Source organism: Streptomyces cinerochromogenes, assembly GCF_014648635.1.
Taxonomy (GTDB): domain Bacteria; phylum Actinomycetota; class Actinomycetes; order Streptomycetales; family Streptomycetaceae; genus Streptomyces; species Streptomyces cinerochromogenes.
Genome location: NZ_BMRM01000006.1, coordinates 45,381 through 71,328, shown reverse-complemented (window position 1 = coordinate 71,328; position 25,948 = coordinate 45,381). Strand labels below are relative to the sequence as shown.

28 protein-coding genes and 4 pseudogenes are annotated in these 25,948 nt (G+C 70.3%); 14 read left to right on the top strand and 18 right to left on the bottom strand.

Annotation, left to right across the window (positions count from 1 at the left end):
• The 4 genes from IEZ20_RS13450 to hemL form a co-directional block, all read right to left on the bottom strand.
• Positions 1 to 591, bottom strand: a complete 591-nt coding sequence (locus IEZ20_RS13450; RefSeq protein ID WP_189297959.1) for a TlpA family protein disulfide reductase — start codon at positions 589 to 591, stop codon at positions 1 to 3.
• A 98-nt stretch (positions 592 to 689) separates the two neighbouring features.
• A complete protein-coding gene (locus tag IEZ20_RS13445; protein ID WP_189297957.1) occupies positions 690 to 1,979 on the bottom strand; it encodes a polysaccharide deacetylase family protein in 1,290 nt (429 codons plus the stop codon).
• 165 nt (positions 1,980 to 2,144) lie between these two features.
• On the bottom strand, positions 2,145 to 2,876 hold the full coding sequence (locus tag IEZ20_RS13440; protein WP_189297955.1) for a histidine phosphatase family protein: 732 nt from the start codon (positions 2,874 to 2,876) through the stop codon (positions 2,145 to 2,147).
• A complete protein-coding gene (gene hemL, locus IEZ20_RS13435; protein ID WP_189297953.1) occupies positions 2,873 to 4,192 on the bottom strand; it encodes a glutamate-1-semialdehyde 2,1-aminomutase in 1,320 nt (439 codons plus the stop codon). Before hemL ends, IEZ20_RS13440 begins: the two co-directional genes overlap by 4 nt.
• A gap of 772 nt (positions 4,193 to 4,964) precedes the next feature.
• Between hemL and IEZ20_RS13430 the strand changes: the two genes are divergently transcribed.
• Positions 4,965 to 5,402, top strand: coding sequence for a hypothetical protein (locus IEZ20_RS13430; protein WP_003974483.1), 438 nt, complete (start codon positions 4,965 to 4,967; stop codon positions 5,400 to 5,402).
• A gap of 46 nt (positions 5,403 to 5,448) precedes the next feature.
• Here IEZ20_RS13430 and IEZ20_RS13425 read toward each other — a convergent pair whose 3' ends face one another.
• From IEZ20_RS13425 to IEZ20_RS13410, 4 genes are all read right to left on the bottom strand, one after another.
• Entirely contained in the window at positions 5,449 to 6,051 is a 603-nt protein-coding gene (locus IEZ20_RS13425) for a hypothetical protein (protein WP_189297951.1), read from the bottom strand.
• Between the two features lie 29 nt (positions 6,052 to 6,080).
• Entirely contained in the window at positions 6,081 to 6,773 is a 693-nt protein-coding gene (locus IEZ20_RS13420; RefSeq protein ID WP_189297949.1) for a class I SAM-dependent methyltransferase, read from the bottom strand.
• Positions 6,774 to 7,685, bottom strand: coding sequence for a phosphotransferase family protein (locus tag IEZ20_RS13415; RefSeq protein ID WP_189297948.1), 912 nt, complete (start codon positions 7,683 to 7,685; stop codon positions 6,774 to 6,776).
• 77 nt (positions 7,686 to 7,762) lie between these two features.
• The gene (locus tag IEZ20_RS13410) at positions 7,763 to 8,512 is read right to left on the bottom strand and encodes a hypothetical protein (protein WP_189298517.1); all 750 of its coding nucleotides are present in this window, start codon (positions 8,510 to 8,512) and stop codon (positions 7,763 to 7,765) included.
• A gap of 225 nt (positions 8,513 to 8,737) precedes the next feature.
• On the opposite strand from IEZ20_RS13410, the pseudogene IEZ20_RS13405 reads away from it, so the two are divergent.
• From IEZ20_RS13405 to IEZ20_RS13390, 4 genes and pseudogenes are all read left to right on the top strand, one after another.
• Positions 8,738 to 9,656: pseudogene (locus IEZ20_RS13405) on the top strand (helix-turn-helix domain-containing protein); the annotation flags it as partial.
• Positions 9,657 to 9,769: 113 nt separating this feature from the next.
• On the top strand, positions 9,770 to 10,519 hold the full coding sequence (locus IEZ20_RS13400; protein ID WP_189297946.1) for a transposase family protein: 750 nt from the start codon (positions 9,770 to 9,772) through the stop codon (positions 10,517 to 10,519).
• A gap of 20 nt (positions 10,520 to 10,539) precedes the next feature.
• Positions 10,540 to 10,974 (top strand): annotated as a pseudogene (locus IEZ20_RS13395) (NsdA family TPR-like regulatory protein); the annotation flags it as partial.
• Between the two features lies 1 nt (position 10,975).
• Positions 10,976 to 11,509, top strand: coding sequence for an NUDIX domain-containing protein (locus IEZ20_RS13390; protein ID WP_189297944.1), 534 nt, complete (start codon positions 10,976 to 10,978; stop codon positions 11,507 to 11,509).
• Between the two features lie 290 nt (positions 11,510 to 11,799).
• Here IEZ20_RS13390 and IEZ20_RS13385 read toward each other — a convergent pair whose 3' ends face one another.
• Both IEZ20_RS13385 and IEZ20_RS13380 read right to left on the bottom strand, forming a co-directional pair.
• Positions 11,800 to 12,252, bottom strand: coding sequence for an ArsI/CadI family heavy metal resistance metalloenzyme (locus IEZ20_RS13385; RefSeq protein WP_189297942.1), 453 nt, complete (start codon positions 12,250 to 12,252; stop codon positions 11,800 to 11,802).
• A gap of 28 nt (positions 12,253 to 12,280) precedes the next feature.
• Positions 12,281 to 13,651 (bottom strand): FAD-dependent oxidoreductase, encoded by a 1,371-nt coding sequence (locus tag IEZ20_RS13380; protein ID WP_189297940.1) that lies wholly within the window; start codon positions 13,649 to 13,651, stop codon positions 12,281 to 12,283.
• A 164-nt stretch (positions 13,652 to 13,815) separates the two neighbouring features.
• On the opposite strand from IEZ20_RS13380, the gene IEZ20_RS13375 reads away from it, so the two are divergent.
• The gene (locus IEZ20_RS13375; protein WP_071383458.1) at positions 13,816 to 14,190 is read left to right on the top strand and encodes an ArsR/SmtB family transcription factor; all 375 of its coding nucleotides are present in this window, start codon (positions 13,816 to 13,818) and stop codon (positions 14,188 to 14,190) included.
• Positions 14,191 to 14,219: 29 nt separating this feature from the next.
• Complete coding sequence (locus IEZ20_RS13370; protein ID WP_107471266.1) at positions 14,220 to 14,717, top strand: GNAT family N-acetyltransferase; 498 nt, start codon at positions 14,220 to 14,222, stop codon at positions 14,715 to 14,717.
• A gap of 9 nt (positions 14,718 to 14,726) precedes the next feature.
• On the opposite strand, the gene IEZ20_RS13365 is transcribed toward IEZ20_RS13370, so the two are convergent.
• From IEZ20_RS13365 to IEZ20_RS13355, 4 genes and pseudogenes are all read right to left on the bottom strand, one after another.
• Positions 14,727 to 15,779 (bottom strand): hypothetical protein, encoded by a 1,053-nt coding sequence (locus IEZ20_RS13365; protein ID WP_189297938.1) that lies wholly within the window; start codon positions 15,777 to 15,779, stop codon positions 14,727 to 14,729.
• A gap of 312 nt (positions 15,780 to 16,091) precedes the next feature.
• A pseudogene (locus tag IEZ20_RS39660) lies at positions 16,092 to 16,341 on the bottom strand (pyridine nucleotide-disulfide oxidoreductase); the annotation flags it as partial.
• A 72-nt stretch (positions 16,342 to 16,413) separates the two neighbouring features.
• Positions 16,414 to 17,202, bottom strand: coding sequence for an aquaporin (locus IEZ20_RS13360; protein ID WP_189297936.1), 789 nt, complete (start codon positions 17,200 to 17,202; stop codon positions 16,414 to 16,416).
• A 39-nt stretch (positions 17,203 to 17,241) separates the two neighbouring features.
• A complete protein-coding gene (locus tag IEZ20_RS13355; RefSeq protein ID WP_071383461.1) occupies positions 17,242 to 17,556 on the bottom strand; it encodes an ArsR/SmtB family transcription factor in 315 nt (104 codons plus the stop codon).
• Positions 17,557 to 17,625: 69 nt separating this feature from the next.
• Here IEZ20_RS13355 and IEZ20_RS13350 point away from each other — a divergent pair, with 69 nt between their 5' ends.
• From IEZ20_RS13350 to IEZ20_RS13340, 3 genes are all read left to right on the top strand, one after another.
• Complete coding sequence (locus IEZ20_RS13350; protein WP_071383462.1) at positions 17,626 to 18,045, top strand: arsenate reductase ArsC; 420 nt, start codon at positions 17,626 to 17,628, stop codon at positions 18,043 to 18,045.
• 325 nt (positions 18,046 to 18,370) lie between these two features.
• Complete coding sequence (locus IEZ20_RS13345) at positions 18,371 to 19,129, top strand: DUF5131 family protein (protein ID WP_189297934.1); 759 nt, start codon at positions 18,371 to 18,373, stop codon at positions 19,127 to 19,129.
• A gap of 100 nt (positions 19,130 to 19,229) precedes the next feature.
• The gene (locus tag IEZ20_RS13340; protein ID WP_189297932.1) at positions 19,230 to 20,357 is read left to right on the top strand and encodes a three-Cys-motif partner protein TcmP; all 1,128 of its coding nucleotides are present in this window, start codon (positions 19,230 to 19,232) and stop codon (positions 20,355 to 20,357) included.
• Positions 20,358 to 20,708: 351 nt separating this feature from the next.
• Here IEZ20_RS13340 and IEZ20_RS13335 read toward each other — a convergent pair whose 3' ends face one another.
• The gene (locus tag IEZ20_RS13335; RefSeq protein ID WP_189297929.1) at positions 20,709 to 21,644 is read right to left on the bottom strand and encodes a M48 family metalloprotease; all 936 of its coding nucleotides are present in this window, start codon (positions 21,642 to 21,644) and stop codon (positions 20,709 to 20,711) included.
• Positions 21,641 to 22,009 (bottom strand): BlaI/MecI/CopY family transcriptional regulator, encoded by a 369-nt coding sequence (locus IEZ20_RS13330; RefSeq protein WP_189297927.1) that lies wholly within the window; start codon positions 22,007 to 22,009, stop codon positions 21,641 to 21,643. Before IEZ20_RS13330 ends, IEZ20_RS13335 begins: the two co-directional genes overlap by 4 nt.
• A gap of 106 nt (positions 22,010 to 22,115) precedes the next feature.
• On the opposite strand from IEZ20_RS13330, the gene IEZ20_RS13325 reads away from it, so the two are divergent.
• From IEZ20_RS13325 to IEZ20_RS39655, 4 genes and pseudogenes are all read left to right on the top strand, one after another.
• Positions 22,116 to 22,784 carry a DedA family protein gene (locus tag IEZ20_RS13325; protein ID WP_189297925.1) on the top strand — a complete coding sequence of 223 codons (669 nt, stop codon included), beginning with the start codon at positions 22,116 to 22,118 and terminating at the stop codon, positions 22,782 to 22,784.
• On the top strand, positions 22,781 to 23,389 hold the full coding sequence (locus IEZ20_RS13320; RefSeq protein WP_189297923.1) for a phosphatase PAP2 family protein: 609 nt from the start codon (positions 22,781 to 22,783) through the stop codon (positions 23,387 to 23,389). The genes IEZ20_RS13325 and IEZ20_RS13320 overlap by 4 nt, the downstream gene beginning before the upstream one ends.
• Entirely contained in the window at positions 23,386 to 24,117 is a 732-nt protein-coding gene (locus IEZ20_RS13315) for a phosphatase PAP2 family protein (protein WP_189297921.1), read from the top strand. The genes IEZ20_RS13320 and IEZ20_RS13315 overlap by 4 nt, the downstream gene beginning before the upstream one ends.
• Positions 24,071 to 24,274, top strand: a pseudogene (locus tag IEZ20_RS39655) (DNA-binding response regulator); the annotation flags it as partial. The gene IEZ20_RS13315 and the pseudogene IEZ20_RS39655, both read left to right, overlap by 47 nt.
• Here the strand turns inward: IEZ20_RS39655 and IEZ20_RS13310 are convergent.
• Positions 24,242 to 24,901, bottom strand: a complete 660-nt coding sequence (locus IEZ20_RS13310; RefSeq protein ID WP_229896053.1) for an NAD(P)-dependent oxidoreductase — start codon at positions 24,899 to 24,901, stop codon at positions 24,242 to 24,244. The pseudogene IEZ20_RS39655 and the gene IEZ20_RS13310 overlap by 33 nt on opposite strands.
• The gene (locus IEZ20_RS13305) at positions 24,898 to 25,923 is read right to left on the bottom strand and encodes an EamA family transporter (protein WP_189297919.1); all 1,026 of its coding nucleotides are present in this window, start codon (positions 25,921 to 25,923) and stop codon (positions 24,898 to 24,900) included. Before IEZ20_RS13305 ends, IEZ20_RS13310 begins: the two co-directional genes overlap by 4 nt.
• Positions 25,924 to 25,948 lie beyond the last annotated feature (25 nt).

Sequence of the window (25,948 nt, the reverse complement as noted above, 5' to 3'; positions counted from 1 at the left end):
TCACTTCTCCGCGAGCACCGGCTTGATCATCTTCAGCAGGGTGGTGTCGTCGAGCGCCTCCAGGGCGCGTGCGGCGACCTTCCCGTGCCGGTCGATGATGAGGGTCGAGGGGATGAGCTGCGGGTTGAGGGTGCCCTTCTTGAAGCGGAGCATCAGCTTGCCCGTGGGGTCGTACAGGCTCGGGTACCGGACCCCGTGCTCCTTCTCGAAGGCGACCGCGGGGGTGGTGCTGTTGTCGCGGGTGTTGATGCCGACGAACTGGACGCCCTTGTTCTCGTACTCCTTGGAGACCTTGGCGAAGTACTCCGCCTCACTCCGGCACGGTCCGCACCAGGAGCCCCAGACGTTGATGACGACGACCTTGCCCTGGTAGTCGGCGACGTCCAGGGTCTTGCCGTCGATGGTCTTGCCGGACAGGTCCGGGGCCGTGGCGCGCTTGCCGGCCGGGACGGTGTCGATGCCGTTGTTGCCGGTGACGAAGTTGGTGTCGCCACCCCCACCGGAGATGCCGCCCTTACCGCACGCGGAAAGGGTCAGGGCCGCGACGGCGGCCACAGCGCTGAGCAGGACGGCGCGGCTACGGGTACTCATGTGAAAAGTTTCGCATGCCTGTTCCGGGGATTTCGCGCGCCCCCCTGCCGGGCGGAAAACCGCATTTCAGGGCGTATTTACACGGGACATTCAGGACATTACGCCGCGTTGGACGCGGCACCCCTGCCCTCGCGCAGGAACTCCTTCCAGCCGCCCGCCGGCTGCTGCCCGACGCCGAGCGTGCGCAGCTTGGCGAGCACCTCGGGCTTCTGGACGTCCATCCAGTCCACGAACTGCCGGAAGGAAACCAGCCGGACGTCGGCACCCTTCTCCTTCTCGCGCGCGATGTGCTTGAAGGCCTCCTCGACGGAGTCCATGTAGATGCCGCCGTTCCACTGCTCGAAGTGGTTGCCGACGAAGAACGGTGCCCGGTTTGTCTCGTATGCCCGCTGGAAGCCCTGGATGTACGCCTGTGCGGACTGCTTACGCCAGCCCGGGTAGTTGTAGGAGGGCGCCTTGGTCGAGTTCAGGGACTGGTTGGCGAGCATGTTGTAGTCCATGGACAGGACCTCGAAGGAACGTCCGGGGAAAGGTATCTGCTGCAACGGGAGGTCCCAGATCCCCAGCTTCTTCTCCGGCCACACCTGACGGCCGCCCGGCGAGGAGGCGTCGTAGCGCCAGCCCAGCTTGCGGGCGGTGGGCAGCAGGTTGTTCTGGCCCAGCAGACAGGGCGTACGGCCGCCGACCAGTTCCTTGTCGTAGTCGAACGGCAGCGACGGCAGGTCGGTCCAGCCCGTGTTGGTCCGCCACTGCTTCACGAACGACTTGGCCTGCTCGATCTCGCTCGCCCACTGCTGCGGGGTCCAGTTCGCGACCGTGCCCGTGCCGGCGCAGAAGTGCCCGTTGAAGTGGGTGCCGATCTCGTGCCCCTCCAGCCAGGCCCGGCGCACGTTCTTCAGGGTGGCCTTGATGTGGTCGTCGGTGAGGTAGCCGATGTCGGAGGCGCCGCGCGGGTTGTTCGGGGGCTCGTACATCCGCTTCTTCGCCTCGGGCAGCAGGTACAGCCCCGAGAGGAAGAAGGTCATGCTCGCGCCGTGCTCCTTGGCCAGGTCCAGGAAGCGCGGGAAGAGACCGTTGCCGACCTCGCCGGCACCGTCCCAGGAGAAGATCACGAACTGCGGCGGGGTCTGCCCCGGCTCCAGCGGCTCGGGCTTGGCCGGCTGGTGCGGCTGGCCGCCCGTGAAGGAGGTCGACCCGTCACCGATGGGCCGCGCCGGACGCGCGTCCTTCCCGCCGTCGTGGCCGGGCCGGCCCTGGCCGGAACCGTTCGGGTGCTTGCCGCCGTCCGAGGACGTGAGGCTCCCGCAGCCGGCGAGCGGCGCGGCGGCCGCGGCCGCGCCCAGGCCGAGGGCTCCCCGCCGGGAGAGGGTCCGGGAGAAGGTGCGCATGGAAAACCCCGATTCGTCACGCCTGCTGGTGGTCACCCAGCAAGAGGGCGTGAAGATCGGGGAGGTTCCAGTAATTCTTATGTTTTTCGCAAGGTTCCCGACAAATGCACCCTAAGTCAAGTCAAACGGACGGTCAGTGCACTCTGGGAACAGGGGGGTTGGCGCTCAGGCCCCGAACGCCTTCCCCTGCGCGGTTCCCTTGCCCTTCTGCGGCTTGGCGCCCGCCCGCAGATGGGCCGGGACCAGGTCGATGGCGGGCTCGCTGTACCCGACCGACACGATCCGGTCCCCCTGGTAGGTGAACGTGGTCAGGGAGGCGAGCGTGCACTGCCGCTTGCGCGGGTCGTGCCACAGCCGCCGCCGCTCGACGTACGAGCGCACGATCCAGATCGGCAGCTGATGGCTCACCAGCACCGCCTCGTGCCCGCGCGCCTGGTCCTTGGCCGCGTTCAGCGCGCCCATCATCCGCACGACCTGGTCCACGTACGGCTCGCCCCAGGACGGCCGGAACGGGTTGACGAGGTGCTTCCAGTTCCCCGGCCGCTGGAGTGCGCCGTCGCCGACCCCGAAGGTCTTGCCCTGGAAGACGTTCTCGGCCTCGATCAGCCGCTCGTCCGTGTCCAGATCCAGCCCGTGCGCCTTGGCGATCGGGGTGGCGGTCTCCTGCGCCCGCTCCAGCGGCGAGGCGCACACGTAGGTGACGTCCCGGGAGGCGAGGTGCTCGGCGACCCGCTCGGCCATCTGCCGGCCCAGCTCGGAGAGGTGGTAGCCGGGCAGCCGCCCGTACAGGACTCCGTCCGGGTTGGCGACCTCGCCGTGCCGCATCAGATGAACGACGGTGATGTCGCCGTTCTCCTTCTGGGGGGAGGGGGTGGGGTTGGTGGAGGGGGTGCTCATTCCGCCGTGGCCTCCGCAGCCGCCCGGGCCGCCGCCGGAAGGGCGTCGGCGATCTTCTGGATGGCCCGGTCGTCGTGGGCCGTGGACACGAACCAGGACTCGAAGGACGACGGCGGCAGGTACACGCCGTTCGCCAGCAGCGAGTGGAAGAACGCGGTGAAGCGGTACGACTCCTGCCGCTTGGCGTCCTCGTAGGTGCGCACCTTCCGGTCCGTGAAGAACACGGAGAACATGTTGGAGGCCGTCTGCAGCCGGTGCGCGACACCCTCCTTGCTCAGTGCCTCCGTGACCAGGTTCTGGATCTGCGCCGAGACGGCGTCGACCTTCTCGTAGGCGGCGTCGTCGAGCAGCCGCAGCTGGGCGAGACCGGCGGCGGTGGCGACGGGGTTACCGGAGAGGGTGCCGGCCTGGTAGACGGGCCCGGCGGGCGCGAGGTGCGCCATGACGTCGGCGCGACCACCGAAGGCCGCTGCCGGGAACCCGCCGCCCATGACCTTCCCGAAGGTCATCAGGTCCGGCTTGACCCCGTCCACGCCGTACCACCCGGCGCGGCTGGTCCGGAAGCCGGTCATGACCTCGTCGGAGATGTAGAGGGCACCGTTCTTCCGGCAGGTGTCCTTCAGACCCTGGTTGAACCCCGGGTCCGGCGGCACGACGCCCATGTTGCCCGGGGACGCCTCGGTGATCACACAGGCGATCTCACCGGGGTGCCGGTGGAAGGCCTCCTGGACGGCCTCCAGGTCGTTGTACGGCAGCACGATCGTGTCGCCGGCCTGGGCCCCGGTGACACCGGGGGTGTCGGGCAGCGCGAAGGTGGCGACACCGCTGCCGGCCGCGGCGAGCAGCGAGTCCACGTGCCCGTGGTAGCAGCCGGCGAACTTGATCACCTTGGACCGCCGGGTGAAGCCGCGGGCCAGCCGGATGGCGGACATGGTCGCCTCGGTGCCGCTGCTGACGAGCCGTACCTGCTCGACGGGCTCGACCCGGGCGACGATCTCCTCGGCCAGCTCGACCTCGCCCTCGCCGGGCGTGCCGAAGGACGTACCGCGGGCCACGGCCTCCTGTACGGCGGCGATGACCTCCGGGTGCGAGTGCCCGAGGATCATGGGCCCCCAGGAACAGACCAGGTCGACGTACTCGCGCCCGTCGGCGTCGGTGAGGTAGGCGCCCTTGCCCGACACCATGAACCGGGGGGTGCCGCCGACGGCGCGGAAGGCGCGCACCGGCGAGTTCACCCCGCCCGGGGTGACGACGGAGGCGCGGTCGAAGAGCGCCTGTGAGGCGGGCGCGTCGTAGGGATAGGGCGTTTCGCTCATGGCACTCATGACGTGCGGCTTCTCCGGCTTCTCCGACTCTGGTTGCGGGGTGACCTCCTCAGGGTAGGCCGCGGCCCGGGCGGACCGCGGTCGGCCTGGGGATCGGAGCGGTGATCGGCCCGGGATCAGAGCCGCGATCGGTGCCGGGATCGGAGCGGTGATCGGCCCCGGGGACGGAAGCGGTGAACGGCCCCGTGGACGGGCGCGGCAATCGGCCACGGGGACATGCGCGGCGATCGGCCCGGGGACGGAAGCGGTGAACGGGGTGGTATCTCGGCAACCGCGTGGCGTCATCGCTCATCTGCGAGACTGAGAGCTGATACACACAGCTCATACGCACGTAATGGTCAGGTACCGGGGATTTCCCGCGTGGACTGTTGTTCCACCGCACGTTTCGGCGGGCGGCCGTGGGGGAGGTCACTGACACGATGATCGGGTTGCGCGGCGGGGGCCACGCGTCCTAGAAAAGCAGTCGGGTGGAGATATGCATCGCGGTGGCGGACTGGGCGAGGGGACTGACGACCTGGGTCCTCGACGTGCCCGGCGGGGAAGGCACCGGCGCGACGCGGAGGAAACGACCGAGACACGGCAGAGCGACGCACGTCAGACACAGGGTGTACCGAGTGAGCCCGAGCGGTACGACCGGCAGATCGACCGGGAGCTCGACAGCGAGCCCGGCCAGCGCCGCGAGCGCAGGCAGGACCGGCCGACCGACCGCCGGCTCGACCACCGGGCCGACCGCCTCCGGGCGGGGAGCAGGAATGGTGGTCGGGTGGGGGTGACGTACAAATACTTCGGCGCGCCGGACGGCGCGACCGCGGCCCGCGTCCCCATCTCGATGCGTCCCGAGGAACTCGGCGGCGACGAGCTGGGCATGAACGGCATGTTCACCAAGATCAAGCCGGAGACGATGGCCGCGATGGTCCTCACCGGCATCGAGGGCGTCCCGCTCCACAAGGTGCCCCCGCTGGAACTGGTCGTCCTGCACCCCGACTACGCCGTCGTCAAGCTCCCCATGACGGTCGTCGACCCCCTGCGCGGCATCGGCGAGGAAGCGGTGGGCGCGGCGGCGTTCATCTGGTCGACGGTCCCGGACCGGGGCGGGCCGCGGGATGCGTTCAATGTGTACCAGTTGCTGCACGAATGGCAGGACTTCAGCCATCGGCTGCATGAGGCGGGGCATCAGCCGTACTGCCTCGTGTGGCCCTGACCTGGGGTTTCTCGGGTAGTGGGCGGGGTCTCCGGACTCGCCCTCGTCATGTGCCTGGAGGGGCCTTCAGGGCGACTCGTCGAGTTCGGCCTGCACCCGGCGAGGACTCGCTTCCCCGGAGCGTGGACACCTCCGTAGCCCATGCCGAGACCTCCGCAAAGTGCTCCGGTTGGACACCCTCTCGGGGATTGGGCTGGATCAGGAGAGTCGGCAACCCGCGGGCGACACGCTCCGCTGACCATTCGTGGTCGAGGCTGGTGAAGTCGTCGTCGATCCACACAGCGGGCGCGTCGCCCAGCCAGGCGTCGACGTGGTCGCGCTTCCACAGGTAGCCGTGGGGGTGGCTGGTGGTGATGTCGGGGCGTGGCAAGTCGACGTGCGGTAGTGGCGGGAGGCCGAGAAGGGGGCCGATCAGGGTCGTCGCATCCTGGCGCCAACTGGTGCACCAGACGGGTGTGAGGAGGCCGGTACGGATCAGGTCCATGAGCGCGGGACCGTGTGCGGGGTTGAGCCAAATGGTGACCAGGTCGTCGGCACTGCGGCCTGTGGGTACGACCTCGTGGCGGGCATGGGTGGCGGGGGTGGTGCCGTCCGCGTCGGGGAAGGGTATGAGGACGCCGTCGATGTCGATGAGCAGGTAGGGACGCATCGGTTCCTCCGCGGAAGCCGGGGCAGGTGTCAGAGCTTGCGTGCGGTGATCAGCAGGGTGGCGGGCCAGCGGCCCTTTCGGGGGTCGTGGAAGTCCTGGACGGAGGTGAGCCACAGGCCCGCGCGGTCGAGGTGTTTCTCCCAGCGACTGGCATCGAAGTCCCAGCGAGCGACGGGCAGGCGGGTGCCGTCCGGCAGCGTGACGTAGTCGCGGCGGGGTCGGTCGTCGGCAGCGGGGACCCGGCCGCCGCGCTGTGGGTGGGGGACGGAGAAGACCAGGCTGCAGCCGGGCTTGAGGCGGTTGGCGACGGCGGGGAGCAGGAGTTCGGGGGCGACGAGGCCGATGGCGCCGAAGACGGAGTAGACCGCGTCGAACTGCTCGTCGGCGGCCTGCAGATAGTGCAGGGCGTGTCCGGCGACGAAGGTGAGGTTGTTCAGCCGTCCGTAATGTGAGCGGGCCCTGCGGACTTGCAGACCGACCAGGTCGACGCCGGTGACGTGGGCCGCGTGCCGGGTGGCGAGGCATGCGGCGTTGTGTCCGGGGCCGCAGCCAAGTTCGACCACGCGCTTGCGGCGCAGGTCAGGGCCGAGGATCTCGGCTCCGGGGCCGATGCCTGGCCGTGTAGTCCACTCCATCCGGGCGGGTGGGGCGAGTGGTTCGGCCGGACCGGCGGCCGTGCGCTGGAGGGCGTGGGCGTACCAGGGGGAGGCTTGGGCGAGCACCTACACCTCCAGGAGCTGGAGGGCGTCGGTGAGGTGTCGGCGGACGACCTTGATGTAGGTGGGGTCGGTGGCGGGGTCGTTGATCCAGCGGATGGACTGCTCCATGAACCACTCGACGGCCCACATGCGGTGCCAGCCCAGCGCCCACTTCTCGGCGGGCAGGCCGCCCCGCTCGGCGAGTACGTCCGGGGTGCCGCCTTCGGTGACGTAGGACTCCAGGAAGACGCGCAGGCGGACGGGGTCGGGATCGTCGAGGGTGCCGTGCCAGCTGGAGAGGTCGAGCAGTCCGGGTCCGGTGAAGGCGCGGGCGAAGTCGAGCAGGCGCCAGCCGCGTCGGCCGATGTGGAGGCTGGTGGGGTGGAACTCGGAGTGCACCCAGCCGAACGGGGCCAGGGTGGTTCCCTGCGCGCGGGCGTCGGCGGCCTGGGCGATCTGGTTGAGGGCCTGCTCAATGTCGCCGGTGTCCTGCCACCGGTCGGCCTTGCGGAGCTGGTCGAGGTGGTCCAGGGCGTGGCTGGGCAGGGCCCGTAGCCCTTCCTCGTGCATTACGGGCAGCGCGCCGGCCGTGCGCGTGCGGTGGAGAACCACGGCCGCGGCGGCACCATCGAGGTCATTCGCTTCTCGGATGGGGGTGCCGAGGTCGTCCAGGAGCATGCCGAGCCAGCCCTCGATCCGGACCGAGTGGTAGACCTTCGGGACGGGGGTGCCGAGGGTGTCGGCCAGTCGTAGGGCCTGGTCCTCGCTGTCGAAGGGCCTCTTGGCGTACTTGAAGATCCGCGTGCTGCCGTCGGGGAAGGTCACGCGTTCGACGCCGGACATCGACCACACCCTCACCTCCTCGCGCTTGGCGGCGGTCTGGTTCGCGACGATGCACAGGTTGGCGAGGAGATCGGTGGTGAGGTTGTCGTTCACGGGGACTCCATTACGGTCGTGACGGCATCCGGGGCGGGCGAGCGGACCTGCCCGCCCCGGAGCCTTGCTGCTGGGCGTTACGCGGCAGGGGTCACGCGCTGGGCGTAGACCTGCTCGATCCAGCCGGTCTTGAAGGCGGCCAGGTCATCGCGGAAGTTGGCCATCGAGGCACCGTAGGGCGCGACGACGCCGCCGGACTGGTCCGGCACGGACTGGCAGCCGTGCACCAGACGTCCGCCGAGGGCGGCGTGGGCCTTGATGGACTCGATGCGGCGGTGCTCGTTGAACCAGCCGCCGTGGTAGACCTCGTCGAGCATCCCGCCCATCTCGTCGTCCAGGTCGAAGACGACCGAGGTGGCGGCGGGGAAGAACCAGCACGGGCCGACGTTGGAGATGTGCCCGTCGAGCTCGACCTTGTTGAGTGCCATGAGCGTGGCCGCCTCGCGCAGCATCCGCAGGTGGTCGGCGGTGATCTGCGGCAGGCCGAGCCCGTCGAGGTGGTCGTCGCGGAACAGGTAGGCGTACACCTCGTAGGCGGTGGACAGCACCCGGGCGGCGTCCGAGGTGGACTCGCCATGGGCCTTGATGAAGTCCAGCGCGAGCTGCTCCACCGCGCTCTCGGTGGTCTCCTGCGCGTCCAGGAGCTGGGACTTGACCAGCTCCCAGTCGGCGACGAGCCAGGTGTTGGACTCGAAGCGGAAGAAGTACTCGGCCGGGTCGATCGTGATACGCCGGCCGTCGACCTGGATGCCCGGCAGGCGGCTCCAGCGCTCGTCGAACGTCTCGGGCAGCTCGACCGTGATGGCCGTGGTGTCGATGGTGGTCACCATGTCTCCGTCTCTGATCGGCCGGATGCGGGCACAGGAATGCCCGAACCCGGAGCGGGCGTACGGAACTTCGGGGAGCCGCCCGGCCGAAGGGGGAGCCTGGTCACAGTGTCGGACCGGGCCGGGCGACTGATGTTTAGTGAACACGCCGTCACGCACAGTGGGTACGGTGTGGGCGAGGCCAAGCGGTATACGCGGTTTACAGCCCCCAGGACGGAGGAGGTCATGGCGGCACCCAACAAACCCCATGTCCGTTTACGCGAGGCCATCCACGCGATCGGCTGCACGTATGACGCGCTGGCCAAGGACGTGCGCCGGATCGCCGCGGAGAACGGCGAGATTATCCACACCAACAAGTCGGCGATCTCCCACTGGGTCAACGGCACCCGTCAGCCCACCGGACGGACCGGCCGTTACCTGGCGGAGGCCCTCTCCCGCCGGGCCGGCCGCCCCGTCACCCTCACCGAGATCGGCCTGCGCGACCCCGAGGTCGCCGTCCCTGACGACCCTGATCCTGTGGTCACGGTCACCGACCTGGGCCGTGCCGACATGGAACGGCGCCGCTTCCTCGCCGTTGCCGCCTTCACGACCGCAGGCGTGGCCATGCCCTTGGCCTACGACCACGAGGCCGCGTCCCGGATGCTCCGCGCTCGCACCGGCAGGGCCCTGGTAGGAGCGGAGGATGTCGACGTGGTCCGCCAGATCACCGCCGTGTTCAGCGCGGCCGACGAACGCCTGGGTGGCGGCCACGGGTTGACCACCGTCACCGCCTACCTCGCCGACACCGCCGCTCCGATGCTGCGTGCCCGTTTCGCCTCAGAAGCCTTGCGCCGGGCCGCCTTCGGCGCCGTCGCCGAGCTGGCCTACCTCGCGGGCTGGAAACACCACGACCTCGGCCAGGAGGGCGCCGCCCAGCGCTACTACCAGGTCGGCTACCAGCTCGCCTGCGAAGCCGATCCGCATGGTCACGCCGCCTGCCTGGATGATGCGCGCCCTCGCACACCAGGCCCTCAGCCTCAAACAGCCCCACCACTGCGTCGACCTGATCGAAGGTGCCCTCAGCCGTGGACTCGGCCGCGTAGACGGTCAGACCGAGGCCCTGCTCCACATCACCCACGCTCGCGCCTTCGCCGCAGTCAATGAGGTCTTTCAGCGGGGCCACTGATCGAGTGACGGGATCGATGCGCGCAACGCACGAGGCTCCCGTGCCGTTGGGGGAGGTGTTCGAAGTCTCAACCCACAGGCACAGGAGCCGCGTTGGTTCCGTATTCTGCCGCACTCGACCTGCCTCACGCCCTGGTCGAGTGGGTCACCATGCTCATCGTCACCCGCGAGGGTGACCGTCGTTGCAAGCTCCCACCGCACCAGCGTGCCCTGGTCGGCCTGGCGTACCTGCGCCGGCACGACACCCTTGCCCAACTCGCCGCAGGGTTCGGCATCTCGGTCGGCACCGCCCACGCCTACACGACAGCGGTCATCGACCTGCTCGCTGACCGTGCCCCCGGCCTGCTGCGTGCCCTGCGCGAAGCCGACCCGGACTACGTCCTGCTCGACGGCACCCTCGCGGAGTGCGACCGGGTCGGCGACAGCCGGGCCGACTTCTCCCACAAGCACCGCCGGCACGGGGTCAACGTGCAGGTGGTGACCGATCCGGTCGGGCGTCTGCTGTGGATCTCGCCGACGCTGCCCGGCCGCGCACACGATCTCACTGCGGCACGCACCCACCGGATCATCCGGATCTGCGAACGCCAGGGCATCCCCATCCTGGCCGACCGCGCCTACATGGGGGCCGGGCCGTGGGTGACGACACCTCTAAGACGCGCTCCGAACCGCGACCTCACACCAACCCAGCAAACCGTCAACCGGGCGCTGTCCACGGCGCGGGCGCCGGTCGAGCGCGGCGTCGCACGACTGAAGTCGTGGCGGATCTTCCGTCGATCCCGGTGCAGTCCGAATCGAATGTCGTCAATCTCCGCGGCCGTCCTCACTCTGGAGCGGCAGCGCTGAAAGACCTCAATGAGAAACCCGCAGCGGTGCGCGCCCTGCTGGCAGCTGAAGACGCTCTGCTCCGCGACGACGGACCCCAGCCCAGCTTCTCCCTCGTCAGCGGTCCGGCCGCCGGCACCGTCGCCAGCCACACGGCTCGCACCCTCACCGACCTCGCCGATCACGTCGGAACGGAGCAACAGCACCGTGACGCGCTCATCCGCTGGGACCCCGTGAAGTACAAGCGCGTCCACGCCCTCACCTACGCCGACCTCGGCGACAGCCTCGCCGCCCAGGCCCGCGCCGATGAGGCGGTCGCCGCCTGGAGCGAGGCCCTCACGCTGATGGACGGAATGACCTCCGACCGCACTCGCAAGGCCATCACCTCCATCCGATCAACCCTGGCGGTCTACCAGCGGCGCAAAGTACCCGGCGCCGCCGAACTGGCCCGGCGCGCGCGGGAGGCGCTCGCCTAACATGCCCACCAACCCGGCCGACGAAGGGACCCCCGTGGCTCAGCCGACAACCGACGACCAGACCAAGGCGCTCAAGCCCGCTCTGGAATCCATGACTCTGCTGGTCGCCGCCGTCATCGTCCACGACGAGGCCACCAACCGCGTGGTCCTCCTCCAGCGCAGCGACCAGGCCAAATTCGCCAAGGGCATGTGGGACCTCCCCGTCGGCAAGAGCGAGCCCGGCGAGCCGATCACCGCGACGGCAGTCCGCGAGCTGTACGAAGAGACCGGTCTGACCGTCAAGCCGGAAGCGCTGAAGGTCGCCCACATCATCCACGGCGCCTGGGGCGTGGAAGCTCCCAACGGCTTCCTCACGGTCGTCTTCGTCGCCCACGAGTGGTCCGGCGAGCCGGAGAATCGCGAACCTCGCAAGCACGCCCAGGTCCGCTGGGTCGACACCGACGCCATCCCCGAGGAGTTCGTGGAGACCACCGCCAGCGCCCTTCATCGCTATCTGGCCGACGGGCCCCAGGTGTCGCTGGACGGTTGGGACTGACTGGGCGGCTCTCGTTCGAGGCAAGTGCAGCCGGATGCCATCGCGTTCACAGCATCATGCACTGGGTGAATTCCTCCCAGTGGCGCCGTCGAGTATCTAAGACGCCTCGCCGCTCACCTACCGGCAGGGAACGCTCACGGCAACAGCCGATCCAGACGTACGGCGCGGCTCCACCGCCCAGCGCACGCGAGTGAGGCAGAGGGCCGGCAGGGCGCCGCGCGGCCGTGACCGGTCCCCCGTACCGGTCACGGCCCCGCTGGTGTGGAGGTTGGTCATGGGCCTGATCAGCATCAGCCCCCCGCAGCGACAGGTTCCTTTGTGTCTGCGGCGCCCGGGTCGGTGCAGCAGCTGCTGCCCTGCTGCTTGGTGAGAGTGTCGGCGTCGGCCTTGACGACGTACACCTCCCAGGGCTCCTGGCCGGGGCCGTGCACCCAGACCTTGTCCTGGAGGGCGTAGCAGCAGGTGGTGTCTGCTTCCTCGGTGGTGGTCAGGCCGGCCTCGCTCAGGCGGGTGGTGGCGGCATGGACGGACTCGGTGGATTCGACCTCGACGCCGAGGTGGTCCAGCCGGGTGGCCTCTTCGGCGGTGCCTTCGATGAGGACGAGCTTGAGCGGGGGCTCGGTGATGGCGAAGTTGGCGTAGCCGTCGCGGAGCTTGGCGGGTTCGGTGCCGAACAGCTTGCTGTAGAAGGCGACGGAGGCGTTGAGGTCGGGGACGCGGAGGGCGAGCTGTACGCGGGACATGGCGTATCTCCTTGGATGGGTGAGGAGTTCAGCAGCCGCCGGAGGTGGCGGCCGGCGTGACGACGTCGATCTGGAGGGTGGACGGGGCGCCGCAGCAGCCGCCGCCTTCGCCACCCTGGGCGGCCGTGTCGGGGGCGTCGTAGAGGCCGGCGCCGCCGCACACGCCGGTCTCCGGCAGGGTCAGCTCGACGCGCTCGGCGGCGTCGCGGTCGCCGGCGAGCGCGGCGGCGATGGAGCGGACCTGCTCGTAGCCGGTGAGCGCGAGGAACGTGGGCGCTCGGCCGTAAGACTTCATGCCGACCAGGTAGAGGTCCTGCTCGGGGTGGGCGAGCTCGTTGACGCCGTGCGGGTAGACGGTGCCACAGGAGTGGACGTTCGGGTCGATCAGCGGGGCCAGCGCGGTCGGGGTCTGGAGGCGTTCGTCGAGGCCGAGGCGGACCTCGGACAGGAACGACAGGTCGGGACGGAAGCCGGTCAGCACGACGACCTCGTCGACCGGGTCGAGGTGGCGGCCGTCCTCGGCGACCAGGACCAGCCGGTCACCGTCCCGTTCCACAGCCTGTGTACGGAAGCCGGTCACCGCGCTCGCGTGGCCGGCCTCGACGGCCACCTTGGCACGCAGGCCCAGGGCGCCCCGGGCGGGGAGCTGATCAGCCTCGCCGCCGCCGAAGGTGTTCGCGCCGATGCCGCGCCGCAGGACCCATGCCGCGTGCGTGCCGGGCTCCTCCTCGGCCAGGTCGGCGAGGGAGGCCAGCGCGGTGAAGGCGGAGGCGCCGGAGCCGACGACCGCGGTGCGCCTGCCCGCGTACCGGGCGCGGACCAACGGGTCCCGTAGGTCTGGGACGCGGTAGGAGATGCGGTCGGCCGCCGCCTTCTCGCCGAGGGCGGGCAGGCCGTCGGCGCCGATGGGACTGGGGATGGACCAGGTGCCGGAGGCGTCGATGACGGCTCGCGCGCTGATCCGCTCTTCACGGCCGTCGGCCAGCTCGATGTGCACAGTGAAGGGCTGCTCGTCGCGGTCGGCGTCGACGATGCGGTCGCGGCCGGCGCGGGCGACGCCGGTCACGGTGGCGCCGTAGCGGATCTTGTCCCCGAGGACGTCGGCGAGCGGCTGCAGGTACTGCTCGGCCCAGTCACCGCCGGTGGGGTAGGTGCCGCCGTCGGGGCGGACCCAGCCGGTGGGGGCGAGAAGCTTCTCGGCGGCCGGGTCGGTGACCTCGGCCCACGGGGAGAACAGCCGCACGTGCGCCCAGTCGCGCACGGCGGTGCCCGCGGAGGGGCCCGCCTCAAGGACCAGCGGTTCGAGACCGCGCTCGACGAGGTGGGCGGCGGCAGCGAGGCCGACGGGGCCTGCGCCGATGACGACGACGGGCAGCTGGTGGGTGGCGGGCGCGTTCACGGTGTCCCCTTTGCTTCGACGTTTGTCGATGGCTTGTGCGGCCAGCATGGCACCTGATTCGACAAGCGTCAACATAGACATTTATCGAAGTGCGTTCCCCACCGCTCTCGCTCGTTGACTGAGACCCCTCGCCCGCCTGGTTCGACATGTGTCAACATAGATGTATGTCGAATACCAAGGTGCTGCCGCTGGTCGAGCCCGACTCCGACGCCGTGGCGCCGTGCTGCCCGCCGCTCACCGAGCGCCCTTTCACGGCGGACGAGGCCGAGACGGCCGCGCGGATGTTCAAGGCGCTGGGCGACCCGGTGCGGCTGCGGCTCTTCTCCGCGGTGGCCTCGCACGAGGGCGGGGAGGCGTGCGTGTGCGACATCTCCGACGTGGGCGTCTCCCAGCCGACCGTCTCCCACCACCTGAAGAAGCTCAAGGAGGCCGGTCTGCTGACCTCCGAGCGGCGCGGCACCTGGGTGTACTACCGGGTCGAGCCCTCCGTGCTGGCCGCGATGGGCAAGCTGCTGACCATCGCGCCGGCTGCGGCCTGACCTCGACCGGGGAGTACACCGTGAGCAGCCTGACCAGCGTGACCGTCGCGCCGTTGGCCCCCGCGCATGCCGACGAGGTCCTGGCGATCTACCAGGCCGGAATCGACGAGGGCAGCGCCACCTTCGAGACGGCTGCCCCGACCTGGCCGGCGTTCGACGCCGCGAAGCTGCCCAGGCACCGCTTCGTCGCCCTGGACGAGCGTGAGGTCGTGCTCGGCTGGGTGGCCGCCACGGCGGTCTCCGACCGCTGCGCCTACTCCGGTGTCGTCGAGCACTCCGTGTACGTCCAGCCCGACGCCCGCGGTCGCGGCGTGGCTTCCACCTTGCTCAAGGCACTGATCGACTCCACCGAGGCGGCCGGGATCTGGACCATCCAGTCCGGCATCTTCCCCGAGAACATCCCCAGCATCGCCCTGCACCTGCGGGCCGGCTTCCGCGTCATCGGCACCCGCGAGCGCATCGGGCGCCACCACGGCCACTGGCGCGACGTTGTCCTGGTCGAGCGCCGTAGTCCGGTCATCGACTGACCAATCCGCTCACGTGCTGGGGACATCGGTGCCCTGCGGGTTCCAGAGCGCCGAATACTGCTTCACCTCTTCCGGTGTGAGCTGGTTGTCTCCTTGCGTGCGCAGCAGGGTGGTGTCCCATGGGCGCGTCCCGTCAGTACGGGGAGTAAGCAACACACCGAGCGTCGCCGTCTGATCCGCCAGGCCCGTCTGCTGGTGCAGCTCGTGATGGCGCAGCAGGACATACGACGGAAAGGCCGCCTGGATATCGGGGCCGAAGCGTGTGGCGCACCCGAAGATCAGCTGTCGGGTGCCGGATGGAGCGATGGAGCGGCGCCAGCGCCATTTGCAGTGCCCGGGGGGAACCTGACGCACATCGCGCAGCATGTCGAGCAGCAGCTGGCCCCACTCGGCGCGGGCGCCTACCGGCAGCTCGTCGACCTCGGAGAGTAGGAGCAAGCGGTCGGCTTCGCTCATGTGTTGGCCGAGCGGGCTGATGGCGATGTCTTCGAGGATGATGCGCATAACCCGGTGCGCGCGATCGGACCCCACCGGTGCCTGCGGAAGCTGTGGTACGGAGAAGCGGACCCCGCCGAGTTCAGCGACTTCAGGGCGTATCTCTCCGGGAGGCGCGTCGGCGTCCGCTGCAGCGAGGTCGTAATAGCGCACCGGTTCGTCCCCGAGAGCCACCGGGTCCATGTCGGCCACGCGGAAGAGGTAGTTGACCACCGCGGTGGTCGAACGTAGCTGATTGAACAGGAAGTCCCAGTCCCGTCGAACCAGCGCCACGCAGGGCAGGCCGGGCAGCGCGCAGTCAACGATGGTGTCATCGGGTATGCGGTCGTGGTCGAGCACGACGACGCCGATCCACTCGTAGTCGTTGCCGTCGACGGTGAGAGTCTGGCCGCGTCCGTTCTCGAAATCGGCCGGGGCGGAACGCAGGCTACGCACAGTCCCCTTCGCCTGGCGCGCAGCTTTGGCGCCCCTGTTCCGCAGCCAGTTCCGCTCACTGGCATCGTCCTTGTGGGCGCCCTCCCGGCTTTTGACCTGAATGACAGCGCCCCGGCTGCCGGTCAGGAGCATCCGGTCGCCCAACTCCCGCTGCCCCGAAGAGACACGCTTGATTGCGGAGTGGCAGACGAAGTCAGGGAGCCCACGTGGCCGCTGCTCGATGAGCCGCCATCTCCGCTCCGGTCCCCTGGTCGACACCTTCCGGGAGGGGAAGCGCTGCCGGCACAGGCCGCACGAACACACCAAGGGCCGTTTCCACCACGAGAGTCAGCTCAGGCAGGTGGTCGTTCCCGGCCGCAGTGGGTCTTGCTTGCTCCATCGCCCTATTAGATGCCCCGCCCAGGAGCGCACGCAGCGAATTCCCTGATCTTGGCGACTTGGCGCCTACCCGAGCGAGGCAGCGATTTCACGAGCGGCTTCCCGAGCCGGCCGCCCGACCCCGATCAGCGTGGCCGAGGCCGGGCCGGTCCAGTCGCCGTAACCGAGCAGGTGCAGGCGCGGCTCGCTCACCGCACGCGTGCCTTAGACGGCGATGTGACCGTGGCGATCCCAGCCGGAGCGGTGCCAGGTGGGACAGCGCCGGCCGGAAGCCGGTGCACCAGATGATCGCGTCCGCCTCGGCGCGCGACGCCCAGCGGGCGAAGGTGATAGCCGGCGGCAAGCCCGGACTGGCCACCGGCGATCACCACAACCGGAGCTGTCCGCGTCATTCGGCGGCTTCCCGGCCGGACATGAAGACGAGCGCCACCAGCGCGAGTCCGACCACGACTCCGACGAGCTGCATGCCGATGAACCCCGCGACCGACGCGGGGGCGATGCCGGCGAAGGTGTCGGTGAAGGCGCGGCCGATGGTCACCGCCGGGTTCGCGAAGGACGTGGACGAGGTGAACCAGTACGCCGCACCGATGTACGAAGCCACGGCCACGGGCGCGAAGCGGAGGCGGTCGGTGCGGGCCAGGCCGAAGATCAGCAGGATCAGGCCGGCGGTCGCGACGACCTCGCCCAGCAGCAGGTGGCCGGCCGATCGGTCGTGGGTGGACCACTTCACGAGCGGTTCGCCGAACATCGCGTCGGCCAGGACCGAGCCCGTGATCGCACCGGCGATCTGAGCGGGGACGTATGCCGCCGCCTCGCGCAACGTGACGCCGGGGCCTCCGCGCCGGGCCGTCCACCACTCGGCCAGGGTGACGGCCGGGTTGAAGTGCGCACCGGAGACCGGGCCGAACAGGGTGATCAGGACGCCGAGCCCGAAGACGGTGGCCGTGGAGTTGGCGAGCAGCTGCAGCCCCACGTCCTTGGTCAGTTCCGTGGCCTGGATGCCGGAGCCGACCACGATCGCGACGAGCGCCGCCGTGCCGACGAGTTCGGCGGCGGCCTTGGCGAGCAGCGGAGGACGCCGGGGCGGGGTCGCGCCCGGAGCGGGCTGCGGCTCGGCGGCGGGGGCTATGGGGGATTGCCCTGTTCTGCCGTGCTGGGTGGCCTCGGTGGCGGTCAACAGGAACTCCTCGGTGCAGGTCGCCGTCAAGGCGGGTGATCAGGGGCAGGACCGCTTCATGTCGTTCTCGGCGGTGGCACGCGCGGTCTCCGCGAGGTCGGCGAACTGACCGGCAAGCGAGGCGATGACGTCGGGCTTGAGCCGGTAGTAGGTGAACCGGCCGCACGGCTCCGTCTCCACGACCCCCGCCTCGCGCAGCACCTTCAGATGGTTGGAGAGGTTGGTCTGCTTGGCCCCCGTCTCCTCGATCAGGTGCGTCGTGCAGAGCGTCTCCTTGGCGAGCAGGGTGACGATCTGGAGGCGGAGCGGATCCGCGAGAACCCGCAACAGATCAGTGTCGACTGACGTCAGCATGGACTGATACTTTCACATCATTCCTGGCTGATACCAGCCTGGGCTGATCCACTGACGAAGGAAGAACCGATGCCCTCCAGCCCGCTCGCCTCCGTGCTGTTCGTCTGCATCCACAACGCCGGGCGTTCGCAGATGGCCGCCGGCTTCCTCTCCCACCTCGCGGGCGACCGGATCGAGGTCCGCTCCGCCGGCTCCGTCCCCGCGGACCGGGTCAACCCGGCCGCGGTCGAAGCGATGCGGGAGGCCGGCATCGACATCGCCGACCAGCAGCCCAAGCTCCTCACGACCGAGGCCGTCCAGGCGTCCGACTACGTCATCACCATGGGCTGCGGCGACGCCTGCCCGGTCTTCCCCGGCAAGAAGTACCTCGACTGGACCCTGGAGGACCCCGCCGGCAAGGGCGTCGAGGCCGTCCGCCCGATCCGCGACGAGATCAGGAAGCGGGTCGAGGCGCTGATCGCCGAGGTCGACGCCCAGCAGGAGGCGTGACATCCGCGACGGGCAACGGCGCCGCCGATGCGACCGGCTCCGGATAGACCACCGCCGTCGAAAATTACCTACCTACTGCGGGCAGCGACCAACCGATCCGCCAGCGCAGCAGTCTTGAGCCGGCGGACACAGGGGGACACCCAGCGAGATCGGCCACATCACCTCGACACCCGCCTGGTGCACCCCCTTCACAGAACACGCGTTCGACGTGAAGGATGGGTGTGATCGCGTGCCAGTTCGGTACGTCGCTCGTTAGGCAGCGCAGTCGGAGCGCAGAGTGGGCAAGCGCTGGTGGCCCTTGCCCTACTGCTACGGGAGGGGACCCATGGGCGATCGCAGCACCATCGAGTGGACTGAGGCGACCTGGAATCCCACCACTGGTTGCGATCGCATCTCCCCCGGGTGCGACAACTGCTACGCCCTGACGTTATCCAGACGCCTCAAGGCGATGGGGGTGGCCAAGTATCAAGCCGACGGTGACCCCAGGACATCCGGTCCCGGCTTCGCCCTCACCCTCCATCCGGACACGCTGGCCATCCCACGCCAGTGGAAGACCCCCCGCATGGTCTTCGTCAACTCAATGAGCGACCTGTTTCACGCCAAGGTGCCCTTGGACTTCGTACAGCAGGTCTTCCACGTAATCGCCGACACCCCACAGCACACCTATCAACTCCTGACAAAGAGGGCCCGCAGACTCCGGCGACTGGCGGGCCGACTCGACTGGCCGCCCAACCTCTGGATGGGCGTCTCCGTCGAGAACGCGGATCACCTGGGTCGCATTGACGATCTGCGTCAGGTGCCAGCCTCAGTGCGCTTCTTGTCCTGTGAACCACTGCTCGGCCCTCTGACAGGCTTGCGCCTGGACGGCGTCGGCTGGGTGATCGCAGGTGGAGAATCCGGCCCCCAGCACCGCCCCGCGCAAGAGGAATGGCTGGTCGAGATCCGCGATGCCTGCAACGAAGCCGACGTGCCGTTCTTCTTCAAGCAGTGGGGTGGCCGCACACCGAAGTCCGGAGGCCGTGAGCTCGCCGGCATCACGTGGGACCAGATGCCGCCCCGGCTGCGCGTGGAAGCAGTGCAGTAGCGACCAATCTCCAACGAACCCCGTACGCGCTCTGGTGACATATGGCAACGGTGTGTGACCCTCTCCCCAGTGGGGCCGTACGGGAGTAGGGGGAGCGGTCATGGCCGTACCGAAGGATGCCGTGTGGGAACGCGATCCGCACACGGCCGCCAAACACGACTTACTCAAGCAGTATCTGGAAGCGTGGGCGCCGATTCTGCTGTCGCGGCACGACGTGATCACATACGCGGAAGGGTTCGCGGGGGCCGGCGTCTACAAGCAGGGGGAGCCCGGATCTCCCGTCGTCGCCTATGAGGTCTTCGCCCGCGCTCTGCATCGTTCCCCGAAGCGCGTGCGGCTGGTCCTCATGGAAGAAGACCCCCGACGGGTAGAAGAATTGCAGCGCCAGATGGCCCTCGCTCAGTCGAGGCACAGGGAAGGCATCACTGCACGTCTGTCGGTCGACATCGAGCAGGGAGACTTCCACCCGGCCCTTCTGAGGAAGCTGCAGCGCACCGGCAGGCTGGGCAAGCCCCTCTTCGTTCTCCTGGACAGCTTCGGTGGGCCCGACATCCCGTACTCGCTCCTGCATGAACTCGGTCGCTACCGAAGCACCGAAGTCATGGTCACCTTCGAACCTGCCTTCCTCACCCGGTTCGCCGAGAGACACGACGGCCACCGACAACTCGGCGACGAAGCCTTCGGCAGCCAGGAGTGGCAAGACGTATTCCGGCAGCCCTCCTCGCACAAGTTCACCTTCCTGCGCGAGCAATACCGAGCCACACTGCGCCAGGCCGGTTTCACACACACGCTGTACTTCGAGATGGTCGACGAGGGCGGCAGGAAGCTCTACCTGATCTTCGGCACCCAGCACGAACGAGGACTGGAGAAGATGAAGGACGCCATGTGGAAGGTGGACCCCTCCTACGGCATCCGCTACCGCGACCCCAGGGACACCGAACAGCAGATGCTGGATCTCGTGTTCGAACCGGATACGGCTCCGCTACGACGGATCCTGCATGACTTCATATCCGAAGCGCCCAAGGGGCGAACTGTCCCGGAACTCCAGCGCTACACGCTCTTGGAGACCGTCTACCGGCCCGCCCAAGTGATTACGGCCGTCCGGCAGCTGCGTGAGTCGGGCGCCGTGACGACGGAACCGCGCGCCATCAACACCAAGACCCGAGTAAGCGCGGCTGCAACGAGTCCCTCTGCCGGTCCTTCAGCCGAGCAGGGTGCCCTCTGGTGAAAAGCCACCAGGGCACATCCAGGGCACATGAGCCCGGGAAACGGTGTTGACCTGTGAGAACTACGGAGAGGAGTTATCCCAGGTCAGCACCATTTTCCGTGCGAACCCCCAGGTCAGCGACCCGCCGCTCCCAATCGCTGCACGAATGGCAGGACTTCAGCCATCGGCTGCATGAGGCGGGGCATCAGCCGTACTGCTTGGTCTGGCCCTGAGCCGGTGTTTCTCGGGTAGCGGGCGGGGTTTTCGTACCCCGCCCTCGCCATGTGCCGGGAGGGGGCTTCTGGCGCCGGTCCGCGCGGCAGGCGGTTCGGAGCATGGCCGGGCCGGAGCGTGCCGTCCGACGGCGTTCGCTCAGGTGCCGGCCGTGTCGCCCTGGGCGATCTCGATGTCCTGGTGGACGGCGATCGCACCGGTCGCGGCGGTGGCGCAGGACAGCAGCGCGCAGGTGGTCAGCAGCGCGACGGCCCACGAGGCGCCGCGTGCCCGCCGCGCGGCGGGCGACAGGAGTGCGGCCACGCGGCGCGGTACCGGGCCGGACGTGGCCGCCGGGGTCACCGCGGGGCGGGGGGCGTCCGCCGCATGCGCGGCGAGGGCGGCGCGGGCGATGGCACGCGCGGTGAGGCGGCGGTCGCCGACAGCGCTCGCGGCGGCCTCGTCGGCGGCGCGTTCGGCGGCCATCCGGACGGCGTCGCGGACCGGCCGCAGGGCCGGGTGGCAGTGCGCGGCCACTTCGGCCGCCGCCAGGAAGTAGTGGTGCCCACCCGCGTTGTGGGCGCGCTCGTGCGCGAAGAGCGCCTCCCGTTCACGCGCGTCCAGGCTGCGCAGCATGGCGGTGGTGACGACGATGCGGTGCGGACGGCCGGGCAGGGCGTACGCGTCGGGGCGCGGCGAGTCGACCACGCACAGGTCGCCCGCCGGGGGGCGGCGCCCGGCCTCGGAGCGCGCGCTGCGCAGCCCGGCGGCCTGCCGCAGCACTGTGCGGATCAGGGTGAACGCGGCGAGAGCCAGCAGGCCGGCGGCCAGAGCGGCCAACGGCAGCGCCAGGCGCGCGGAGGATGTCGACAGCGGGTGCACCAGTTCGCCCAGCGCGGCGAGAGCCGGGATCCTGAGCAGTCCGGTCAGCGCGAGCGTGCCGAGCGCCGCGACGGTGCCTGCCGCGAGCAGCAGCGCCGAGACGGTGAGGGTCCACAGTGCGGCCCCGGGCGGGCAGCGGTCGAGGACCCTGCGGGCCGGCGCGGGTGCCGCCCAGGGCAGGAGCAGCGGGATCAGCAGCAGGGCGACCCTCATGGGTTCTCCCTCAGCAGCCGGCGCAGGACCCCCTCGTCGTCCGGGTTGAGCTGGGCGACGAAGCGGGCCAGCACCGTCTCCCGGTCGCTGCCGCGGTCGAGTTCGCTGTGCATGCGCAGGGCGGTGAGGCCGTGCGGGTCCTGCACGGGGCGGTAGGCGTAGCCGCGGCCCTGCCGCTGCCGTTCCAGTGTGCCCTTCTCGTGCAGTCTCGAAAGGATCGTCGTCACGGTCGTGCGGGCCAGACCGGAGGCGAGTTCCGTCTGGACCTGGGCCGGGGTCAGTGGTGTGCCCGCCGCCCACAGTGCCGCCATCACCGCGGCCTCCAGCTCGCCCGCAGACCGGCGTTCGTCCTTCTCCGCGCTCATGGGAACGATCCTCACCCCGCGATCGTCTACAGTGTCGTAGACCGTCTACGGAATTGTAGACGGTCGGGCGCGCCGTCCAGTGGCCCGCACGGAAAGGACTCATGCGATGACCACAGCCGTGGTTCTATCGTCGCAGCTCGCGGTGAATCCTCTCGACGCCCAGTCGCTGCTGGCCGCGTTCGGCGTGCTCGGCGTCGGCGTGGTGATGTTCGCCGAGACGGGGCTGCTGATCGGCTTCTTCCTGCCGGGCGACTCCCTGCTCTTCACGGCGGGTCTGCTGTGCACCGGCACCGGGCAGCACGGCGTGCGCCTCTCGCTCGGGCCTCTGCTGGCCGCGGCGGCGCTGGGTGCGCTGGCCGGTGCGCAGTGCGGCTACCTGATCGGGCGCCGCGCGGGCGGCACGCTGCTCGCGCGCAGCCGCTCGGCACGCCTGCGGGAGGGGGCCGGCAAGGCCGAGGAACTGCTCGCGCGCTACGGGCACGCGAAGGCGATCGTCCTGGCGAGGTTCGTCCCCGTGGTGCGCACCGTGCTCAACCCGCTCGCGGGGGCGCTGGGCGTGCCCGCCCGGGTGTTCACCGTCTGGCAGATCGCCGGCGGCCTGGTGTGGAGCCTCGGCCTGACCCTGGCGGGCTACGCGCTGGGCTCCTCGGTCCCGAACGTGGACCGCTACCTGCTGCCGCTGGTCGCCCTGATCGTGCTCGTGTCGCTGATCCCGCTCGCCGCCGAGGTGTACCGCGGCCGCCGGCGCGCCCGGACCGAGGAGGTACGCGGATGAATCCCGCGTCCGGCGGTGCGTCGATCGACGGCTCCGCGTACCGGTACGTCGTGGACCTGGCCCGGCACTCGCCCGGCCCGCTCGACACGACGATCGAGGCATGGTCCGCCTACGGCCTGGCGCTGTTCGCCCTTCTCATGGTCCTGGCCTGGTGGCGTGCCCGGCGCACGGGGGCCCCGGAGGCGCTGACCGCGCTGGCCGTTCCGGTGGTCGTGGTCGTGGCGTACCTGGTGAACGACGTACTGAAGACGCTCGTCCGCGAGGACCGGCCCTGCCAGACCCTGCGGGTGCGCACCCTGGAAGCATGCCCGGCCCACGGCGACTGGTCGTTTCCCAGCAACCACGCGGCGATCGCCGCCGCGGCCGCCGTGGCACTGCTGTTCGTCTCCCGCCGGCTGGGCGCGCTCGCCTGCCTGGCCGCGGTCGCGATGGCCGCCTCCCGGGTCTGGGTCGGCGTGCACTACCCGCACGACGTACTGGCCGGAGTGGTCGTGGGTGCGGTCGTGGCGCTCGGATCGATGTCGTTGCTGCACGCCCGGTCCGCGACACTGGCCGGGCGCCTTGCGACGGCCCCTCCCCTGCGCGTGCTGCTGTCGGCCTCATGAACCGCAGGGACGCCGCTGATCTGGCGGGCAGCGTGGGCCTGGGCGCGTGGGCGGCGTTCACCGTCCTGGCACTGGTCGTCTCCGGCCGGGCCGGCACACCGCTCTGGCTGGACGACAGGTTCCTCACCCGGTCGGTCACCCATCGCCCGGCGGAGGCCGTGGCGCTGGCCCGGGGGATCACCGCCACCGGCACCGGCCTGGTTCCCTACCTGCTCACCGTGGTGGCCGGCGCCCTCACCGGGCGCACGCCACGGACCCGGCTGCTCGCCGCCGCCGTCGGCCTCGCCTGCCTCGGCCTGGGCCAGCTCCTGCGGTACGGGGTGATGGAACTGGTTCACCGGCCGCGTCCGCTCCGAAGCGACTGGGCCACCCACGCGAGCGGCTGGGCCTTCCCCTCGGGCCACGCCACCACGGCCGCTCTGACCGCCGGCCTGCTGATCGTCGCCCTCACCCTGCGCGCCCCGCGCGGCGGCACAGCCCTGCGCATCGTGGTGTGCGGCTGGGGCCTGCTGGTCGGGCTCACCCGGGTCTACCTGGGCGTCCACTGGTTCACGGACGTCGTCGGCGGCTGGCTGTTCGCCGCCGGGTGGCTGGGCGTGTGCCTGTGCGCGGCCGCCCACTGGCTTCCCGCATCCCTGCTCACCGACGCGACCGCCTCGGCGACCAGGCCCACGGAGGACCGTGAACCGGAAGACCCTGGTCGTCGAGGACGATCACGCCCTGCGTGACGTGCTGCGCCGCGGCCTCGCCGACGAGGACCTCACACCCGTTCCCGCCGCCGACGGCGCCACCGCCCTCCGCCCGGCCACCGCCGGCATCGCGGCGGCCGTCCCGGGAGAGACGGCGAAGACCTCACTCCTCCCCCGCGTGGACGACCGTGATGTGCCGCTCGTCGCCCGGGTTCTCCAACTCGTCCAGGGCGGCCACGGCCAGGTCCTCCGTGCTGATCCAGGACCGGCCGTCGGCCGTGGTGAGCAGGGTGTCGGTGCCGCGCCGGTAGCGGGCGGTGCGGACGCCGGGTTCGAGAAGGGCCGGGGGGCTGAGGTAGACCCAGTCGGTGTGGGCGTGGGCCCGGCAGGTCCGGAGCTGGGCCACCCCGGCGGCGGCGACCGGCCGCCACTGCGGCGGGACGCGGGCCGGGTCGTCGGCGACCAGCAGGCCGGGCGCACCGGGGCTGCGCAGGGCACCGGCCCCGCCTATCACCAGGACGCGCGCCCCCAGCCGCGCAGCCGCGTCCAGGACGGTCCGGGTGGTGCCGAGCAGGAAGTCCTCGTCCACCGGGTCGGTGCGTACGCTCACCACGACGGTGTCCGCGCCGAAGTCCGCGAGGGCCGCGCGCACGGCGTCCGGGTCGCGCGCGTCGACCGGGACGGGTGTCACGTCCGGGTGCTCGCTCGTCGGCTTCCGGGACAGGGCCAGCACCCGGTGGCCGCGTGCGACGGCCTCGGCGACGACCCGGCTGCCGACCGTTCCGCCGGCGCCGAGGACCGCGATCGTCATGCCTGCGCTCATGGGGTTCGTTCTCCTTCTCGCCGGCGACTTCTCGCCTGCGACGGGTTGGGGGTGGCTGTCCGGGGCGGGTCGAGGCTCCCTGTCCGCTGCGGGTTGGGTTCTCCTGTCCGCGGCGGGTCGGGGTTTCCTGTCCGGGGAGGGGCTCCTGTCCGCAGCCGGGTTGTCCGCGGCGGGTTGAGTTGCGCGGCCAGCAGTGCCGCCAGGGCCAGGGCGAAGCCGCAGCCCTGGGGCAGGGTCAGGGACTCGCCCCGGGCCGTGCCGATGACGGTGGCGACCAGCGGGGAGAGCAGCACCAGGGGCGCCGAGGCGCCGACCGGGAGGGTGGCCAGGCCGCGGAACCAGAGGGTGTACGCGATCAGGCCGCCCATGCTGCCGAGCCACAGGTAGCCGCCGACGGCACCCGCGTCGATCCGCTCGGGCAGCCCCTCGAACAGCAGGGTCGGCGGGAGCAGGAGCAGTCCCCCGACGGTGAGTTGCCAGCCGGCCATGGTCAGCGGTCCGACCCCCGCCGGCCGGCCCCAGCGCCGGGTGAGGACGACCCCGCCGGCCATGGTCGCCGTATGCCCGAGACCGGCGAGCACCCCTACGGCGTCCAGCCGGGCGTGCGGCCCGAGGACGACGAGTCCGACGCCGGCCACGCCGAGGACGCCCCAGGCCCAGCGCCAGGCGGTCGGCCGGTCGTGGAGCACCGCGACGGCCAGGGCGGCCACCAGCAGCGGCTGGGTGGCGCCGAGGGTGGCGGCCACACCGCCGGGGAGCCGCTGGGCGGCCACGAACAGCAGGGGCATCCCGCCGATGTTGAGCACGCCGAGGACGACGGCCTTCCCCCACCAGTCCCCGCGCGGCAGGACGCGGGTGAGCGCCAGGCCGAGCAGTCCGGCGGGCAGGGCGCGCATGAGGCCGGCGAACAACGGGTGCCCGGGCGGGAGGAGTTCACTGGTGACGACGTAGGTCGTGCCCCAGGCGGCGGGGGCGAGGGCGGTCAGCAGGACGGTGGCCGGCCGGTGGGTGTACGGGGGCATGCCAGGAAGTCTCGGTGGGCGGCCC